Source organism: Labilibaculum manganireducens (assembly GCF_002843385.1).
In the GTDB taxonomy this organism is placed as follows: domain Bacteria; phylum Bacteroidota; class Bacteroidia; order Bacteroidales; family Marinifilaceae; genus Labilibaculum; species Labilibaculum manganireducens.
In genome coordinates this window covers 124091-143597 of the sequence record NZ_MVDE01000006.1, presented here as the reverse complement: position 1 = coordinate 143597, position 19507 = coordinate 124091, and the positions used below count along the sequence as shown (strand labels likewise).

At 35.6% G+C, this 19507-nt stretch carries 12 protein-coding genes; 4 read left to right on the top strand and 8 right to left on the bottom strand.

The features are described from left to right. Positions 1–38 precede the first annotated feature (38 nt). Positions 39–617, bottom strand: a complete 579-nt coding sequence (rbr, locus tag BZG01_RS06145; protein WP_101308949.1) for a rubrerythrin — start codon at positions 615–617, stop codon at positions 39–41. A gap of 536 nt (positions 618–1153) precedes the next feature. Here rbr and BZG01_RS06140 point away from each other — a divergent pair. Continuing rightward, complete coding sequence (locus tag BZG01_RS06140) at positions 1154–1906, top strand: TorF family putative porin (protein ID WP_101308948.1); 753 nt, start codon at positions 1154–1156, stop codon at positions 1904–1906. 214 nt (positions 1907–2120) lie between these two features. Here the strand turns inward: BZG01_RS06140 and BZG01_RS06135 are convergent, their stop codons facing one another. Beyond that, positions 2121–2756 carry a 7-carboxy-7-deazaguanine synthase QueE gene (locus BZG01_RS06135; protein WP_101308995.1) on the bottom strand — a complete coding sequence of 212 codons (636 nt, stop codon included), beginning with the start codon at positions 2754–2756 and terminating at the stop codon, positions 2121–2123. A gap of 240 nt (positions 2757–2996) precedes the next feature. Here BZG01_RS06135 and BZG01_RS06130 point away from each other — a divergent pair, with 240 nt between their 5' ends. Further along, on the top strand, positions 2997–4442 hold the full coding sequence (locus tag BZG01_RS06130; protein WP_180327237.1) for a bifunctional metallophosphatase/5'-nucleotidase: 1446 nt from the start codon (positions 2997–2999) through the stop codon (positions 4440–4442). A gap of 53 nt (positions 4443–4495) precedes the next feature. On the opposite strand, the gene BZG01_RS06125 is transcribed toward BZG01_RS06130, so the two are convergent. Then, a complete protein-coding gene (locus BZG01_RS06125) occupies positions 4496–5407 on the bottom strand; it encodes a hypothetical protein (RefSeq protein ID WP_101308946.1) in 912 nt (303 codons plus the stop codon). Positions 5408–5681: 274 nt separating this feature from the next. On the opposite strand from BZG01_RS06125, the gene BZG01_RS06120 reads away from it, so the two are divergent. Together BZG01_RS06120 and BZG01_RS06115 are read left to right on the top strand one after the other, a co-directional pair. Further along, positions 5682–8465 (top strand): TonB-dependent receptor, encoded by a 2784-nt coding sequence (locus tag BZG01_RS06120; protein ID WP_101308945.1) that lies wholly within the window; start codon positions 5682–5684, stop codon positions 8463–8465. 20 nt (positions 8466–8485) lie between these two features. Beyond that, the gene (locus BZG01_RS06115; RefSeq protein WP_101308944.1) at positions 8486–9616 is read left to right on the top strand and encodes a phytase; all 1131 of its coding nucleotides are present in this window, start codon (positions 8486–8488) and stop codon (positions 9614–9616) included. 43 nt (positions 9617–9659) lie between these two features. Here BZG01_RS06115 and BZG01_RS06110 read toward each other — a convergent pair whose 3' ends face one another. The 5 genes from BZG01_RS06110 to BZG01_RS06090 form a co-directional block, all read right to left on the bottom strand. Then, a complete protein-coding gene (locus BZG01_RS06110; RefSeq protein WP_101308943.1) occupies positions 9660–13040 on the bottom strand; it encodes a PAS domain S-box protein in 3381 nt (1126 codons plus the stop codon). 108 nt (positions 13041–13148) lie between these two features. Then, positions 13149–13610 carry an Lrp/AsnC family transcriptional regulator gene (locus BZG01_RS06105; RefSeq protein ID WP_101308942.1) on the bottom strand — a complete coding sequence of 154 codons (462 nt, stop codon included), beginning with the start codon at positions 13608–13610 and terminating at the stop codon, positions 13149–13151. A gap of 372 nt (positions 13611–13982) precedes the next feature. After that, positions 13983–16802: an alpha/beta hydrolase family protein gene (locus BZG01_RS06100; protein ID WP_101308941.1), complete on the bottom strand. Its 2820-nt coding sequence runs from the start codon at positions 16800–16802 to the stop codon at positions 13983–13985. Positions 16803–16836: 34 nt separating this feature from the next. Then, on the bottom strand, positions 16837–17652 hold the full coding sequence (gene cysQ / locus BZG01_RS06095) for a 3'(2'),5'-bisphosphate nucleotidase CysQ (protein ID WP_101308940.1): 816 nt from the start codon (positions 17650–17652) through the stop codon (positions 16837–16839). Positions 17653–17696: 44 nt separating this feature from the next. Then, entirely contained in the window at positions 17697–19478 is a 1782-nt protein-coding gene (locus BZG01_RS06090) for an SLC13 family permease (protein ID WP_101308994.1), read from the bottom strand. Positions 19479–19507: the final 29 nt, after the last annotated feature.

Below are 19507 nucleotides of genomic sequence, written 5' to 3'. Positions count from 1 at the left end.
AAAGAGACTCTATTGAGTCTCTTTTCACATACAATATACTAGTAATTTTCTCCTTTAATCTCAAAGTACGCCTGAGGATGCTCACATGCCGGACAATTCTTTGGTGCTTTTTTGCCTTCATGAACGTATCCACACTTTCTACAATACCACTTTTCATTTTCTTCTTTTTCGAAAACAGAATCCTCTTCCAAATTAGCCAATAGTTTCAAGTATCTCTCTTCGTGAACCTGCTCAACCTTAGCAATCAATTTAAAAGCAGAAGCTACTTTCTTGAAACCTTCCTCTTCTGCAATACGAGCAAATTCTGGATACAACTCTGTATATTCTTCATTTTCCCCATTTGCCGCTGCCTTTAAATTTTCAGCTGTAGTTCCCACTTTTCCTGCAGGATAAGAAGCTGTAATCTCCACATCTCCTCCTTCTAAAAAGCTAAAGAACCGTTTTGCATGCTGCATTTCCTGCTCTGCTGTTTCCAAAAACAAAGCAGAAATCTGCTCATACCCTTCCTTCTTAGCTTGCTTTGCAAAATAAGTGTATCTGCTTCTCGCCTGAGATTCACCAGCGAAAGCTTTCAATAAGTTCTTTTCAGTTTGAGTTCCTTTAATCGATTTTTCCATTGTTTCTATTTATTGAATATAGTTTCACTATACGAATATCTTGATTTTTAACAAGACACAATAAAGATTCCTGCTAAAACATCATAATTTATAATCAATAAAAAATAAGACTCCCCTAAACTTCAATTTTAGTCCGGTTCCAAACGAACCCAAATTAAAAATTCCACAAGCATAAACTTAATTAACCCATTCCCCTGAACATCATCAACAGTTAATCAATTTTAACCTTAAAAACACCTCACAATCGATTAAAATACTTTTTTTTCAACAACACCCCCTCATTTAAAACCTTTGCATTGATAAAAATGCATTTTTTTCAACAAACACCCCTTTTTAAAATAGCAATTGTAATTTTTTTTCATACTTTTGAAATCGAAACCCCATCATATTAGGGTTAGGATAGAAATTAGTTGATTCAAGCCAACACCACCCCCTTCAAAAGAGGGGGTGGGTTAGCAAAATTCATAAAACAATTAGAAACCACATTTTATTCATATTAACTATTTACCACATTTATTAATCTAAAATCTATTACTATGTTGAAAGCAAGAAAATTTTTCGCATTACTTATAGGTACTCTTGTAGTAACAGGAAGCCTGTTTGCACAGGAAGAATCAGGAAACGGAGAAATTTCGTTTGGAGCGGATTTAATGAACAGATATGTTTGGAGAGGAACTCAGTTTTCAACAGGCCCGGTAATCCAGCCTTCGGTTGAATACAGCAATGGTGGTTTCGCTCTTGGAGCTTGGGGATCTTACGCACAGAATGGTGCTGACGGAGCCGAAGCCGATCTTTATGCATCCTACACTTTTGCAGATGATCTATTCACTGCTACTGTTACTGACTATTTTTTCCCAACCGATGGAATTGCTGTTAACAACAGCTATTTTGATTACAAAAAAGCATCTACCGGACATATCATGGAAGCTACTTTAGCTTTTAACGGGAGTGACGGATTTCCAATTAGCATATTAGCTGCCATGAATTTCTGGGGTGCTGACCAAGATACAAATGGTGATCAGCAAAACTCACTTTATATTGAATTGGGCTATGGCTTTAAATATAAAGAAGTAGCTATTGATTTATTTGCAGGTTTTACTCCAATAGATGCAGACGAATCGAAAGGTGAGTCAGGCTTTTACGGAGATACTGCTGGTTTTGTAAACATGGGATTCACTGCATCAAAAGAAATTGCAATTACCGATAAATTCTCTTTACCAGTATCAGCTTCTGTTATCGCTAACCCGATGGCAGAAAATCTATTCCTTGTATTCGGAGTTTCGTTCTAACCACATAACCACACTAACCCAAAGTGAAGCTTCTTTGGAAGCTGGTAAAAAGGCAGTCAGATTTTCTGATTGCCTTTTTCTATTCTATTGTCCCATGCTAAATAGTAGTCAAGAAAAAATAATTCAATTAACTTTTCGAATTGCATTTCTTCATCAAAACTAAAAAAGCTGAATCAACAATTGATTCAGCCTTTTAAATATCCTATATTGCCCGTTACGGTATTCTCATAAACTTGTGCGACTGTAAGGAGATATTCCATTTTGGATTGTTCTTTACGTATTCTACAATTGGTTTTATATTGTGAACATACTGACTCCACTCCGACTGCAAATACAACAGGCAATCATCTCCTACATTTTTTGATAACTCCTCAGCCCATTCAAAATCTTTTTCTAAATCGAAAATAATAACTTTCAGCTCATTTGCTTTTTCATAAGAAGATGGTACAGGCAATTTATTTCTCTTAGGCGATAAACAAATCCAATCCCATTCCCCACTTATCTCGTATGCCCCAGAAGTTTCCAGGAAATTTTCAATATTGTGCTTCTTTAATTCAGTACACAGTGGTTCCAAGTTATACAGCGAAGGCTCTCCTCCTGTTACAACTACTGCTTTGGCAGGCGATTCAACAGCTTTTCGAACGACCTCTTCAACAGAAATCAGGCGATGTTCTGCAGGATTCCATGAAATCTTACTGTCGCACCACCGGCAACCGATATCACATCCTCCAATACGAATAAAATAAGCAGGCTTTCCTGTGTGATATCCTTCACCCTGTATGGTATAGAAATCCTCAACCAGAGGTAAATCTGTTCCTTTATCGAATATTTCTTTGTACTTGTCTTTCAAATCGTTCTTCTTAACCAATGATAAAATCCTAATTTTTGGTTGTTCAGTAAACCGGGATACAAAATTACACGCTTTTTAAGGATTTCAAAATCAAATAGGAATATTATTTAAACTGATTCTCGTTTACAATAAATGCTTTTAAATATATTCTTTAAAGACAAACACATTATGATGAGTTTAAATTTTTCCTTAATCTTACAAAAAATAACACACAATTATACTTACAGATCAAATCACACAATGAAAAACATTAAATTCTTACTTCTCTACCTGTTTATTTTCGCGTTTGCATCTTGTTCCAAAGACAGTAATTCGCCAGATAATCCTACTGACTTCACGCCAAAGGAATTGACCATTTTTTGTATAAATGATGCGCACGGTCAATTGGATAATTTCTCAAAAATTAAACAAATCGTTGATAAAGAGAGAGAATCAACCAATGTGATCGTAGTTTCCGGTGGTGATCTGTTTTCAGGAAATCCCACTGTTGACAATCATCCTGAAAAAGGATATCCAATGATTGATGTGATGAATAAAATTGGGTTTGATGTTGCCGTTTTGGGAAATCACGAGTTTGATTACGGGCCCGAAATTCTAAAAGACAGAATGGAACAGTCCAATTTTGCCTGGGTTTGTGCAAATGTGGACAAGGGAACTACAGATATTCCGGAGCCATTTGAATACAAAACCATTACCCAGGAAAATATCAAAATAACTTTCCTGGGTTTAATTGAAACCAATGGAAAAAAAGATGCAACAATCCCATCAACTCATCCTTGGAGAGTTAAACAATTTCATTTCGACCGGCCTGAAGACATTGTTTCTCTCTATTCAAACGTTAAAAATGAGGAAGAGTCAGATATATATATTGCTCTTAGCCACTTAGGATACAATGGCAATGACCAAATATTAGGAGATGTTCAGCTAGCCAACAAGTTTCCCTATTTCGATTTAATTATTGGAGGGCATAGTCATGATAAAATTAACACTAAAGTAAATGGAATACCTATTTATCAGGCTGGCAGCAATCTAAATTATCTTGGAAAGATATCAGTTACCATTATCAACAAAAAAATAGAATCAATTACCGACGAACTAATTAATTTAAACACATATCAAGAATATGATTCTGAATTAAAAACAACAATTGATGGATACAACAATCAAGACTATTTAACAGAAGTAATCGGGGTTTCAAAAAGAGATCATAATACAAGTATGGTTGGCTGTTTTTATACAGATGCATTACGAATTCAAATGGGTGTTGATGTTTGTTTTCAGAATACCGGCGGAATTCGGTCAAACTTAAACGAAGGCGATATCACCAAAAGAGAAATTTACGAAATTACTCCTTTTAGCAACGGAACGGTTATTTATGAAATGACGGTTCTTGGCATTAAAAAATTTCTGGCAGGAAGCGGATCAGGATTTTACTATTCAGGCATTCAGATTCAACAGGTTGATCAAGAAATTGAAATAAGAAATATGCAAGGGCAAAGATTATCTGATGACACAATACTAAAACTTGGACTAAACGATTACATTCCGGCAGTATATGACAAATACTTCCCTGAATCTGGCCAAGTTCAAAACATGACAGATGCAGAAACTGTGATTTCTTATCTGCAAAATATTAACAACCAAGTGGATTATCCTGTTTGCGACCGCTACTTTAGAATGAAATAATTGTTTTACAAACAATAAAATACAAAATGATCAAGGTAATAACTTTGGTCATTTTAGTTTTTCATCCACTGCTCGTACTCCACTTTATAAATTGATTGGGGCAATTTAGTTTGCTCTGTAGAGATGTACAAAGAGTCGTTTTCACCAAAAACAATACCTTCGGTTTGTGCTCCACCAAGAGGCCTCAGATCTATGCGCAAACTTTTCCCTCCAAAAAAGTCAGTGCCTTCAAATTCATAAAACAAAATTATATAACTTAGATAATCTTTATAACCAACCAACGCCAACAATTTTCCATCAGAACTGATATCAGCACCAGTAACCAACATATTTGCATTAAATTCAGCCTTTACCTTTAATTTCTGAACTTCAATATTTTTAGATGCCGAATACAATCTGGTTTTGTAATTGGCCCAGTTTTTTGTGAAAAAGAAAAGAGAATCACCATATGATAAAAAAGCTTCGCAGTCGAAATCATGTTTTTGTAAATGCCTGGTAAAATCCTCCTGATCAGCCCATTCTATTCCAATCATCTCAACCTCTGCTTTTGACAATTCAGAAGTTCCCAGGTCATCTTTTTTTAGTCTTAATACACGCAGATCTTTACGATTACCAAAATTATTGCCAAAATCCCCAATATAAATGTAGTTCTGATCTGCAGCCAAGTCCTCCCAATCAATGTTTTTAGCATTAGTGATTTCAAACTCTTTTTTAATTACTCCATCCCTATCATAGGCATATAACACTGGTTCACAATCACTATCATTGTTTATCCAAAACAAATTTTTGTACCACATCAAGCCCGACTGCTCATTTACCTTAGCCGACAGAGAATCAGAAACCAAAATGGGTTGGTAAACAATTGAAGCATTAGAAACTTTCAATTGTTCATTAATTGATTTGTTGGAACGACACGCCCCTAAAAACAGAAATGAAAATAAACTGGAATAGAATAAATATTTCACGATATAATTAATATTAGAACATAACAAATCTGTTCAAAATAAATGAATTCTCAAAATTAGAATTAACACCAACAATTCTCCCTCTCCTGTCAAGCGGTTAAAAACCTCCAAATTGATAACATTCTCTTAATAAACGTATTTTTCATTTTACAATAAGTTTACAAAATAATTATACTAAGCTAATCCTTACCCGTAAATCAAAACCTAGTTTTGAGTGTTTAAAAATCTATGGAAAAATATCTAATAAGCTCATCAATAAATTAAAATCTTAAAAATGAAAACATTATTTATTACTTTAAATCTCTTTGTCGTACTCTTATTTTCGGTCACAAGCACTATTGCCGAAAACAATGCAATTAACGTAAAAAGAACAGCGACAATAACCGGTCGTGTTATCGATTCTGAAGACTACCCATTACCAGGGGCAACATTAGTATTAAAAGAGACAAACCAAGGTGTTGCATCAGACAACAACGGAGTTTATCGCATCAACAATATCATCCCGGGAGAATACACTCTTAAGATTTCGTACATTGGTTATGAAAGTGTTGAGAAAAAAATAGTATTTGAAGAATCAACTACCCTAACCGAAAACTTTACTCTTTCGGAAGGTGTAGTATTGCAGGAAGTTGTGATTCAAGGACTACTGAAAGAACAATCACGTGCTTTAAATCAGCAAAAAAGCAACGTAAACATTACCAATATAGTTTCATCCGATCAGGTTGGACAGTTTCCTGATAATAATATCGGTGATGCTTTGAAAAGAATACCGGGTATTAACGTGGAGTACGATCAAGGAGAAGCCCGGTTTGGACACATTCGCGGTACTGCTTCAGAATACAATTCTGTCACCATTAATGGCGATCGTATCCCTTCTGCTGAAGCAGGAATCCGATCGGTACAGCTTGATCTTGTTCCTTCGGATATGATTCAGACTGTTGAGGTAAACAAAGTGATAACCCCGGATATGGAAGCTGATGCAATTGGTGGTTCGGTAAACCTGATCACCCGATCAAATCCATTTAAACAACAAATTTCTGCCCGTGTTGGAACCGGATATAATTTTTTAAGTGATGATCCTCAATTAATTCTTTCGGCTCTATATGGCAACCGCTTTAAAACAGGAACACAATCAAACCTAGGTATGGTATTCTCTGCCTCATACCAGGACAATCAACTGGGATCGGACAATATTGAAGCTGAGTGGGAAAAAGATGACAAGGGAGCCATCTACACATCCGATTTTCAGATTAGAACCTACTACGTTCAACGAATTCGTCAAAGCTATTCTTCTTCTTTTGATTACAATTTTAACCCAAATCACAAAATCGAATTCAAAGCCATTTATAATCACAGAAAAGACTGGGAAAACCGTTTTCGTTTGCAATACAAAGACATTGAGCAAAAGGATGGAAACTGGATTACGGAAGTTCGCCGCCAGACCAAAGGCGGAACCAATAAGAACCGCAGACTGGAAGATCAGCAGACAATGAACTTTGCTTTAAATGGAGAACACCACTTGGGAACTATTGAAATTGATTGGAAAGGCAGCTATTCCAAGGCTTCTGAAGATCGCCCCAATGAACGCTACATCACATTAAATGCTAAGAAAGTTGCGATTACACCTAATTTCTCGAATACTGAAAAACCAATGTTTTCTGTAAACGACCCTCAATTAGCAGATTTAAGCAGCGAATTTGGTTTAAAAGAACTTACAGAACAATTTCAATACACGGAGGATATTGATAAAAATTTAAAAGTTGATATCAAATTTCCAATCCTTAGCGGAAAAAACAAGAACTCTCTTCAAACTGGTTTCAGATTAAAAAGCAAGGAGAAAAACAGAGACAACAGCTTTAATGATATTGAGCCAAATGATGAAAACGGCTTTATAAGTAATGCCTTAAACAATCAGTATGATGCCAGTAAAAGTGATTTTATGGCTGGAAATTATGCTGCCGGACACTTTGCATCCAAACAGTTTCTTGGAGGATTAAATTTTGATAATCAGTATAACCAAACCCGAAATGTTGAAGAGGAAGCCGGTAACTTTGAAGCAAAAGAAGATGTTTACGCCGGATATGTTCGTTTGGATCAGGATTTTGGAAAAAAACTTAAAATGATTTTTGGTCTTCGTGCAGAACAAACAAAATTAAAATATTCCGGTAGAATTTTGGATATTCCTGCTGACGGTGATCCAACGATTAGTACTACTGCAAAAGAAAAGAACGACTATACCAATATTCTTCCCAGTGTAATTGCAAAATTGTCGCTATCCGAGAATACTAAACTAAAACTAGCCTGGACAAACTCTATTTCACGCCCGAAATACTACGATTTGGTTCCACACAGCAAAATTAAACAGGAAGATAATGAAATTGAAATAGGCAATCCTAAACTGGATCCAACCAACTCAATGAACTTTGATGTAATGGCTGAGCATTACTACTCAAATGTTGGATTACTTTCAGGTGGTTTCTTTTACAAATCGTTAAGTGATATTTCGAACACCATTGAACACAGAGATTTCAGCTACAGTGGGAAGACCTGGGATAAATTCTACCAACCTATTAATGTTGGTGATGCTGACCTTTATGGTTTTGAGTTTGCTTTTCAAAGACAATTGGATTTTCTACCAGGTTTCTTAAGTGATATGGGATTTTATGCCAACTATACCTACACTCATTCAAAAATGAAAAACGTGAATATTTCGGGTAGAGAAAATGAAGATTTATCGATAGTAGGAACACCGGAAAACAACGTTAATTTGTCTTTATTTTACGAAGGTAAAAAACTTAATGTACGTGTATCATTACAATATGCTGATGATTTTATTGATGAGTGGGGAGAATCTGCATTCTACGACAGTTACTATGATAAAGTAACACATATGGATGTAAGCGCTGGCTACAACATCAATTCCAATTTCAGCATTTTCGCATCGGTAAACAACATCTTAAACGAACCTTTACGCTACTACCAAGGAGACAAGAGTCACACCAAGCAAGCTGAATACTATGGCGCAAAAGCGAATATTGGTTTAAAAATGAATTTCTAAGCAAAAAAACAAGTTTTATTATGCATAAAAGACCAAATACAATAATTCTGCTAGGGATAACTGCATCACTCCTAATTGCCTGTTCATGCGATCGCTCAAGCGAAGGTTCGAGAAAAGCTTCTTTACTGATTGAAAAAGTTACTGAGGCAGACGGCGAAACGGATGCACTGAAAAATAGATTGGCAACCGAAGATGCTGCTGATGACCCTGCAATATGGGTAAACCCTGACTCTTCGGAACAAAGTAGAATTATAGGTACAGATAAAAAAGGCGGTTTAGCTGTATATGATTTAGATGGCAATGAACTGTTTTACTATGCTGATGGCAACATGAATAATGTTGACGTCCGCCAAAACATTAAAAATGGGCAGGATTCAATTGATATTGCAGCCTGTTCGAACCGAAGCTCAAACACTCTGGATTTCTACAGCATTGAAAAAGACGGTAGTTTACATCGATTTGAAAATGCCATTCCTGTTGAAATGAAAGATGAAGTTTATGGTTTTTGCCTGTCTAAAAGTCAGGATCAACTTTACGCCTTTGTGAACAGCACTTTTGGAAATATTGAACAATGGGAAATCATGCCGGAAGGCAAAAAGATTTCCGCGAAATTGGTTCGACGACTAAAACTTGCCAGTAAAACAGAAGGAATGGTTTCCGACGACGAGGCTGGTATACTTTTTATAGGAGAGGAAGCCAAAGGAATTTGGAAAATATCAATAGATCCAAACAGTACAAAAGGATTTGAGCTTCTTTCTCAGAGTACGGTAGATCAAAATGAAAACATTTATGAGGACATCGAAGGTTTGTGCATTTACAAGCAATCGAACGGATCCGGATACTTAATTGCCTCCAGTCAGGGAAACTATTCTTATGCTGTATTTGAAAGAAAAGCACCTCACAACTATTTAGGAAGTTTTAGAATTGGTGATGGGGTGATTGATGGTGCAGAAGAAACAGACGGTATTGAGGCCATTAATCTAAATCTCGGAGAAAAATTCCCGGAAGGAATGTTTGTTGTTCAGGATGGGTTTAATAAAAAGGATGAAAAATCAATTGCCCAAAACTTCAAAATGGTACGATGGGAAAAGATCGCAAATCTTTTCGAGCCAAAACTAAATATTGACACTCAATGCATTGCTGCTAAATAGCGGACTGTATAATCTAAAAAGAGCAGGCTTTAAAAGTCTGCTCTTATTTTTTTTTCTCCTTTATAGTTTTAGGATAAAGAAACTCATACAAAACCCGATACAAGACATATTTATCAATTGGTTTTGAAATATATCCCTTAAAACCTTTCTCTAATATCTTCTTTTCATCTTCTTTCAAAGCGTATGCCGTTTGTGCAATTATCGGAATATTTGGATTCATCTTTAATATCTGTTTTGATGCTTTATATCCATCCATGACAGGCATTTTAACGTCCATCAATATTAAATCAACATCTGTTTTATCTTCTATAATTTTTACAGCCTCCATTCCATTTTTTGCCCATATTACTTTTACTGAAGTTGGAGCCAAAATTTCTTCAATCAACAAATAATTAAATTCAATATCCTCAACAACAAGAATGGTCTCATTTCTTAATAAAGGTATCGGAAATCTCTTTTCAAAACCCTCTGTTTTTCTCTGTTGTGAATGAACCACATCTCTTAATCTAAAATAGAAAACCGACCCTTTTCCCTTTTCTGATTCAAGCCACAATTCACCATTCAGCAAATTCGAAATCTCTTTACAAATAGCCAAGCCTAAACCAACACCTGACTGCATGCCCAAACCGGTTTCGTCAACCTGTCGGAAAATATCGAAAATAATTTTTGTATGCTCCGGCAAAATACCAATTCCAGTATCCGACACATAGAAGGTAATATCCGATCCTTCAACCTGATATCCATACGTAATTATTCCTGATTCTGTGTACTTTATTGCATTATTCAAAAGATTGGTTATTAACTGTATCAATTTTGTTTTATCCGAATTCAAATACAAGTTGTCATCATCAGGAGTGCATTTTAACCGTATTGCCAGATTCGACTTATTGCTCTTATTTATTTCTGATTTTACATATTGTTGCAATGTTAAAAATAATTCAGACAAAGAAAAATCCTCTTTTTTAACTTTAGCCTCTTTTGTCTGAAGAAGTGATACATCGAATATCGATTCAATTATTTTCAACAAATGCTGCCCACTTAACTTGATGATCTCATTCCATTTCACAATTCTGTCAATTGCCGAATTTGAATTAACCAATCCACTAAATCCTATAATCGCATTTAAAGGGGTTCTTAATTCGTGAGACATAGATGCCAGAAATGCAGATTTCAATTGATCACTTTCTTCTGCCTTTTCTTTTGCAAATATGAGTTTTTGTTCAAATTTTCTCCGGCTAATTACTCCTGCTAATACGTCAGCAAAGGTATAGAGCAAGTTAATATCTTCCGAATCCCATTCTTTATCATGAAAAACAGAATCGAAACCTACAAAACCCAGTAAGGACTCATGTGACAAGATTGGAAGAACTAATAATGATTTAAGATCGGAATGAAAATTACCCAGCTTTTTCTGTATTTCTTTTGAAGAAAGTTTGGATAAAGGGAGATAAAGGTGCTTGCGTTGCTTAAATTTTTTAATCCACTGTTGAAAATCTTCTATTGACAAATTTTGTGAAATCTCTTTCATAGAAACAACACTTTCCCGACACCATTCGTGAGTATTATTTAATGAAATTCTATTTTCCTCAAACAAAAACACATAACTTCTATCTGTATTCGTAAATTCACTTATATTCTTTAATGCACGATTAATTAACTGATCTATATCGCTTAAAGAAGAGCCAATAAAATCAGCAGAAATATCAATTAGTAATTTTTCTATTTCCGTTTTATGCTTTAACCGAGCCTCTGATCCCTTTCGATAACTAACATCCCGAACAATAGATTGAATGAATCTGGTTCCATTTAAATCAATTAAATTAGAATTAATTACAACAGGAATAATTTCACCTGATTTGGTTAAATAATTCGTCTCAAAAGAGACTTTTCCTTCATTTCGCAAAGCCTCTCTTATGGCATTTATCTCACTGTCAAAATGTTCGTCTTTTAATCTTAAATTTACCAAAGTAAGTTTATAAAACTCATCCCGGGAATAACCATAACGCTTAATGGCAGCATCATTAACTTCAACAAATTTTTGAAAATTAAAATCATCCCATGGATGAACAAAAGCAGCATCGTTTAAAGAATTAAAAAGTATTCGAAACTTGTTTTCACTTTGTATTAAATTCTGCTCAGAAATCTTACTATCAGTAACATCAGCTATGTATCCTTCAATAAATAAAGGTCGGCTCTTTTGATCTTTTATAGTAATTCCCTGCTCAAACACCCATTTAAGAGTCCCGTCTTTACTAATGATTCTATACTCAATTGTAAATCTTTTATTTTTTGAACTTGCTTCATTAACGACTCGTGCAACAAAATCCCGATCTTCAGGATGTATTATATCATTATAAGCAACATGTGAATTATAATTTAATTCTTCGGGCGTATACCCAGTTAAGCTTAAACTTCCCTGACTAACGTACAACATAGTCCAGGACTCATCAGCCAAACACCTGTAAATCATACCCGTAAGATTACCCATTAAAGTTGATAACCGTCTGGTAGCCTCGATGGATTTACGCTGTAATTTTTTTTGCTCTGTTACATTTCTTACAATTGCGGTAATTTCTCTTTCACCGCTGCTGCTGATTCTGAACTCAAAATAACAAACTCCTCTACCTTCTATTCTAAGCCGATAATCAAAAACCTGCACTTTCCCGGTATCCAAGGCCGCCTCCATAGAATTCGCAAACTCACGAGTCAAATTCTCCTCAAATACTTTTCGGATATCCAAACCAACAATTGATTCCTCATTTCGGAATAAGCCTTTCTCCTCTCCATGAAGATCAATTACCTTTCCATCTCTTGATATTCTTAAAATTAAATCGGGAATTGTTTCCAGCAAGGCATTTGCTTTTGCCTCACTTTCTTTCAAACGTTTTTCTGCAGCTAACCTTTCTGTGATATCTTCAAATATGGTAAAGACTTCTTCGCTCAATCCCGTTTCCTTATTCATTAAAGGTGTTGCTGTAATACTAATCCAGATATAAGCTTGTTTTTGAGGATTATATACGCCAAGTATGGAATTAGTCACCTCTTTGCCTGTAGTCAGGGCAATTTTTGCAGGGTGTGTTTCCTTGGTCATTAAAGAACCATCTGCAAGGATGTTCTTTATTCTTGGTTCAAAGCTTTCAATGTTGAGTAAAAATTCCTTTTCAACACCTAATATTTTTGATGCGGAAGGGTTTGCATAAATTATCTTCCCGTCCTGATTTCGAATTAGTATTCCTTGATTTGTAGCATTATAAAGAAGATCAGCCCTGTTAACGATATTCTTTTTTCCGAGGCTTTCTGAGTAACAATCTCTTTCCTTATTCAATTCCTCAACCTGCTTTTCCAACTCAGCAATTCTTTCCTTGTATTCGGAAAGTATTCTTTCGAATGCATCAGAAGACATATGTTGATTGTTATCAGTCATGAATTAAGATATTGCCTAATAAAACCGAATTAGCTTATCACAAGTTACTAAAACAACATCAGGAATTTATTAGAAATAAGCATAAATTCTTTAGCTCAACAGTACCTATTATATATAATACTCAGATGTTTGTTTGATTTCCTTAATCAAAAATATACTATTCAGCACTCCTATGTTTTTAATTTTAGAAAGTTTATAACGTAAAAATTCATGATATTCCTCCAGACTTCCGACATGAATTTTAAGAATAAAATCGACCTGACCAACCGCATGATAACATTCCTGAACTTCTTGTAAATCCTGAATTTGTTCTTCGAATTCATCAATAAAAGCCTCATTATGATATCGCATGGAAACCTGACACATTACTGTAACGGCTTTACCTATTCTCATTTTATCAAGAATAGCCACATATTTTTTAATGAAGCCTTGATTCTCCAACCTCCTAATTCTCTCGTAAACAGGTGATACCGTAAGATTTAGCATCGACGCAATTTCCTTGGCCGTCTTCTTTGAATCATTCTGAAGTATTCTCAGAATTGTTTTATCCGTTTGATCTAAATTCTCCATATCAGAAAAAATTACTCCTTTTACAACGTTTGCACAATCACCTTTAGTAAAAAAAAGGTCTAAAACTTATATTTGCAACAATTATTACTTAATTATTTAATAAATATATGAAATAATACCGAAACATATTTACTTTGCTAGCAAATAGTACTAATACAAACATCAGATTTTTTGTAAATCGTTGATCTTAAAAATATAGGTTAACAGCCGAAGTAAAACAACAACAAACACACAACAACACACCTACAAACACTAATTCGAACGCCTCTTTTCCATCCGGAATCGAGGCGTTTTTCCATGTCCCAATTGATAGAAAGATCAGAATACAAAAAATGCGTTCTGAAAAGGACGCATTATAACCATTTTAATAATCTATTTCTTTAAATCGTAACCATCTGTAATTCCTTTTTCAACAGCCGGAATCCCATCTACCATCCATTCAGGAGCTGGTTTTCCTTTCAGATAATAGTCAAAAAACTGCATGGTTCTGATGGATAAATCCACTCTGTTTGGCCGCTTTTTTAGATTATGATCTTCATCGTTATAGGATAACAACCAACAAGGTTTTTGCAAACGCCGCATCGCTACAAACAATTCAATCCCCTGGTACCAAGGTACTGCGCCATCATGATCATTGTGCATCATTAGTAAGGGAGTTACAATTTTTGGCGCATAAAATATCGGCGAGTTCTCTATGTATTGCAATGTGCTGTTCCAAAGAGTTCCTCCAATACGACTTTGTGTGTGCTCGTACTGAAACATTCTGCTCATACCTGTTCCCCAACGAATTCCACCATAAGCTGATGTCATGTTGGATACGGGAGCCCCGGCCATTGCACATTTAAACAAATTTGTTCTTGTTACCAAATAAGCAATTTGATATCCGCCCCAGCTTTGACCTTGCAATCCAATATTTTTCTTATCGATAAAAGAATAACGATCCAGCATGCTCAGAGTTCCAGTTACAACAGCACTATATGCACATTCGCCAGGATATCCGACTTTATGATAGGTGATATCAGGCATAAATATCAGGTAATCATTACTCACACAATAGCTGGGATTGATAATTGACCAATTGGGTTGCGGCACGTGGTGACGATGCAATGCATCGGAACTTCTCTCATAAAAATAAACTAACATTGGATATTTTTTATTTGGATCGAAATTTTCAGGCTTGTACAATAAACCTTGCAATTCTTCACCATCACCCGAAGTCCATTTCACCAATTCAACATCTCCCCAAAGGTAATTTTTCTGCTGTGGATTCGCATCCGATACTTGTTTTGAATTTGTAAACCTCATGTTACCAGTCCACAAATTTGGATAATCTTTAAAAGTAGATCGTTTCCATATCAATTGGTTTGCTTTTTTTGCTTTCAAAGGACTATTGAAACCTGCATCCTCAAAAACCAATTCTTCGGGTTCTTCATCTTGCTGTAAGCGGTAAAAACCCGATTTTTTTGTGAACTCATGAAACGCACTCAAAAGAACCGGCTTTTTCAAATCAATAAATAGTTCCTCTTCATCCAATTTCACGTAATCGAAGCGAATCTTATTTCTACGACCAAAGCTATTGGTAATATTTTCAGAACCTTTCACTCCTGTCGGATCCAACTTCCAAAAATCATATCGATCACTAATAATTACATACTCATCTCCTTTTGTCCATCCCACTATTCCATATGGACTGGGATCACTCGGAGTATCATGAGTTTCATCGTAAAAATTAGCTTTTATCTTCTTTGTTAATGCCACCGTTTTGCGATTCTCAATCTGATACGAATACCAAATACTATCCTGAGTCTCGAACCAGATCAAGTACTTCTGAGCAGGGGAAATATTAACGCGTGAATTTTTCTTTTCCAGCACCATGTCTTTCTTTCCCGTTTTTGTGTCTACTACATAGTAATCGGAATACCAATCATCCCACGATGTCAATTGCTGATATGGCAATGATGAAGATCCAAGTGCTAATTTTGAATTTCCATCATCATACAATTTCACATCAGGTAAAGTTTCATTTCCCAACTGCAAAACTTTATTCTCCAATGGATTATATACGGCTAACCAAGTTCTTTTCTTCTCTTTTTCGGCTTGTACTTTCTGTTGAGGCTGCAACAAAGGATCTTTCCAGTTCCACACATCAACATGATATTTTTCCTCGTCAAGCAGAGTGTCTTTTGGCTCATCAATCGGTCTGGGAGCTACTCCAAAAAACAATTTCTCTCCATTTTTCGAGAAATATATTTCGCCATTCTCACTTACCGTCCAATCTTTCTGAATATCCTTACTTAAGGTATCCACCAAAACCTTTAGCTCATTAGGTTTTATATTTTGATAGTATAAAGCAAAAGTTTTATTCTTGAGAGTATCAGAAGAAAAAATAAAAGAAAGCTGATCACCATTAGGTGCTAAAGATGTTTTCTTTGCAATTCCTTCTTGTTCGAATACAGTTTTAACCTGCTCCTTATTAACAGTAAACCAATTCACCTTTGAGGTTTGAATACTATCCCCTTCAACCTGAACAAAAGAAACAGCATTTCCATTTTCAGATAAGGCATAATCGGAAACATCTTTGTATCGATAGTCTTTTCCCGACAGGAAATTTAAAATTACAAGCTCTCCTTTTTCAATTTTCTCTTTGTCCTTCACCCCCTTTTCACCTTTAGTTTTCTTTTCTGGCTTTTCAATCGAATCGTTAGCCAAAGAATCCTTTTTTTCCTTAGGCATTTTCAATAAAAAGGCCATCCAATTTCCTTTTTCCTTAGGCATCTTAAACGATTCCAATTCCGGAAATCGAAGAATGCTGTCTGCCATTAAATTCCAAATCCCCAATGAATCTTTTGGCAAATCCTTCTTTTCAATCTTCTTCACCTTTGCTTGCCGAATGGTATCAAACTGAGCTTTAATATTGAAACTTAAAATTTCACTTTCCGGCGAAAATATCGCCTGATATCCTCTGGCTACAGAATCCAACTTCCCCGTACTTACCTGATACAGGTAAAGATATCCATCTCCTTTCTGAGGATTCACTTCATAAGTGATCCATTCTCCGTTAGCAGATATCTGTTGATTTTTAAGGTTTTTCCAATGATCATAGTCGGCATGACTTAATGGAATTTTATTTGTTTGTGCCATTAAGCTGCCAATAAACAGACAAAACAATATGGCAAGTATTGATTTTTTCATTCCTAAATTTGTTGTGTTTGTATGTATTGTTTGTTTAGTATTCTCTTTTGCAGATGAACCAAGGATTTAAAAGGTCTTCCTTGTTGTATGAAATCTCAGCACCGGAGTTTAAATGCAAAACCTTTCCTCCTGAAGCCGATACAATTGCATGGCCTGCCGCAATATCCCATTCCATTGTAGGAGCATACCGTGGGTAAACATCAGCCTCTCCTTCTGCAATCATACACAGTTTTAAGGAGCTTCCCTTTGATATTAACTCAACATTACCGTGTTCCTCTTGCAGCTTCGAAATAAAATCTTTCGTTTCCTGATTCATGTGAGAACGAGATCCCACCACCCGAACAGACTTTCGATCCTGAGAAAGAGGCAGCGCTATGGAATGCCCGACTAATGAATCTAAATCACCAGACCAATCCACAATATCATCCATTCTAAATGCGCCCAATTCCTTATCGGAAAAATACAATTGCTTATAAACAGGTACATAAATAACACCCGCAATTGATGTTCCATTTTCAATTAAAGCAATGTTCACAGTAAATTCATCGTTCCTTTTTATGAATTCTTTCGTGCCATCGAGCGGATCAACGATCCAACAATATTCCCAGTTTTTTCTAATTTCGAAACCCAAATGTTCTCCCTCCTCACTTAAAACAGGTAAACCCAGCTCATCCAATATCGACACAATAGCTTGATGCGCCCTTTGATCAGCAATTGTCAACGGACTATTGTCCGATTTAATTTGAATCTCAAAGTCTTTGGAATTATAGACCTCCAATATCTCTTTTCCGGCTTTTAACGATGCAGTTACCGCCGCAAAAAGAAGTTCTTTTCTTTTACTAAAATTCATAGGTTTTTATACTTAACAATCCCTAAGGATTGTGAAATTATCAATTAATAAAAATAGATGTATGACAGTATCAATACAGTAACCAGCATATAAATAATGGTCAGAGGAAATCCTATTTTGAAGAAATCTTTAAAGGTATATCCTCCTGGTCCATATACCATTAAGTTGGTTTGATAACCAATTGGAGTCATGAAATTTGCTGCGGCTGCAAATGCTACAACCAATACAAATGGTTCCGGATTTAAATGAAGATTTAACGCTATTGTAAGCGAAATAGGAAATACAATAGCAACAGCAGCCTTATTGGTTATATAGGCAGCAAGTACCGATGTAATTAAATAAATTCCAAATAAAACACCGACTCTTCCTAACGGAATAAAGACTGAAATTAACAGGTCCGCAATGATCTCCGCCAATCCGGATTTTATCATGGCTGTGCCAAATGCCAAGGCAAGAGAAATAATTAAAGCCAGATTAAAATCAACCCTTGATGCAATATCTTTAGGATTAGAAATTTTCAAAGCCAGAATAACAATAATCATCACAATTAAAGTCATGAACAAAGGCACAATTTTTAGGGCTGACAAGACAACAGCCAACACCGTTCCTCCAAGCAGTAACCATATTTTATAAGCCTCCTGCTTTCTGAATTCTTTTACTTTCGATATAAAATAAAAATCCTGAACCAAATGAGAACGATCAACAAAATCGTCTCCTCCTAAAAGCAATAATACATCACCGGCACGAAGTTTTACTTCCCCAATTTTACCACTTACCCGACCTCCATTTCGGTGAATACCAATTACTGCAGCATCAAAATGGCCTCTAAAATTAGCCTCTTTAACTGTTTTGGATATCAAGGTTGAGTTATGAGAAATTACAATTTCAACAACCTCAATATGCTTTTTATGAGTCAGCATCCCAACCGTAGGAAGCGTTAATCCTGAATTGGGAAGCACCAAATCGGCAATGGTTTCGGTATCGCCTGCGAACAATAAACGATCACCTTCTTCCAGTCTGTATTCATGCGAAACTGCAGCAATTCTAACATCACCCCGGTTGATCTGAAAAAGGTAAAGACCTTTCAAATTTCTTAAATCAGCCTCTTCAATTGATTTTCCAATTAAACCGGAATTGGATTTAACATGCGCTTCAACAATATACTTTCGCGAATTTTCCGAAAATTCACCCAACACATCCTCTTTCTCAGGCAACCATTTCTTACTTACCAATAAAAGGTAAATCGACCCAATAAGCATCATTGGAATTCCAACATATGCAAAACTAAACATATCGAGAGAACCCAATGCAGGTATAATTTTCTGATCGATAACCATACCATTGACAATCAGGTTTGTGGATGTGCCAATTAGAGTTATACATCCTCCCAATATAGCTGCGTATGATAATGGAATTAATAATTTCGATGGAGAAATATTATTGCGCTTGCTCCAATTATGCACATATGGCATCATAACAGCAACAAGAGGTGTATTATTTAAAAAAGCTGAAAAAGCTCCCACCAGAAATATCATGCGTGCCATGAATTGCCGATAAGTAGTGGCTTTTTGAAATACCTTATCAAATAGAGTTTCAACAATACCCAAATCCCTGATAATATCTCCAATCAACAAGAGCATTAAAATGACAAAAACCTGATCATTGGCAAATCCACCAAGTATCTCTGAAGGAGTAAGAATCCCAAAAATCCCAAGAACAACAACTCCAATCAGGAAAGTAAAAGCAGGCCCAACCCATTCTTTATAGAATGATATCAGAATAAAAACCAACACGATTAATACAACGATCGCATCAAATGAGAGCATAAATAAGGTTTTTGGATTGAGTTTAAGGT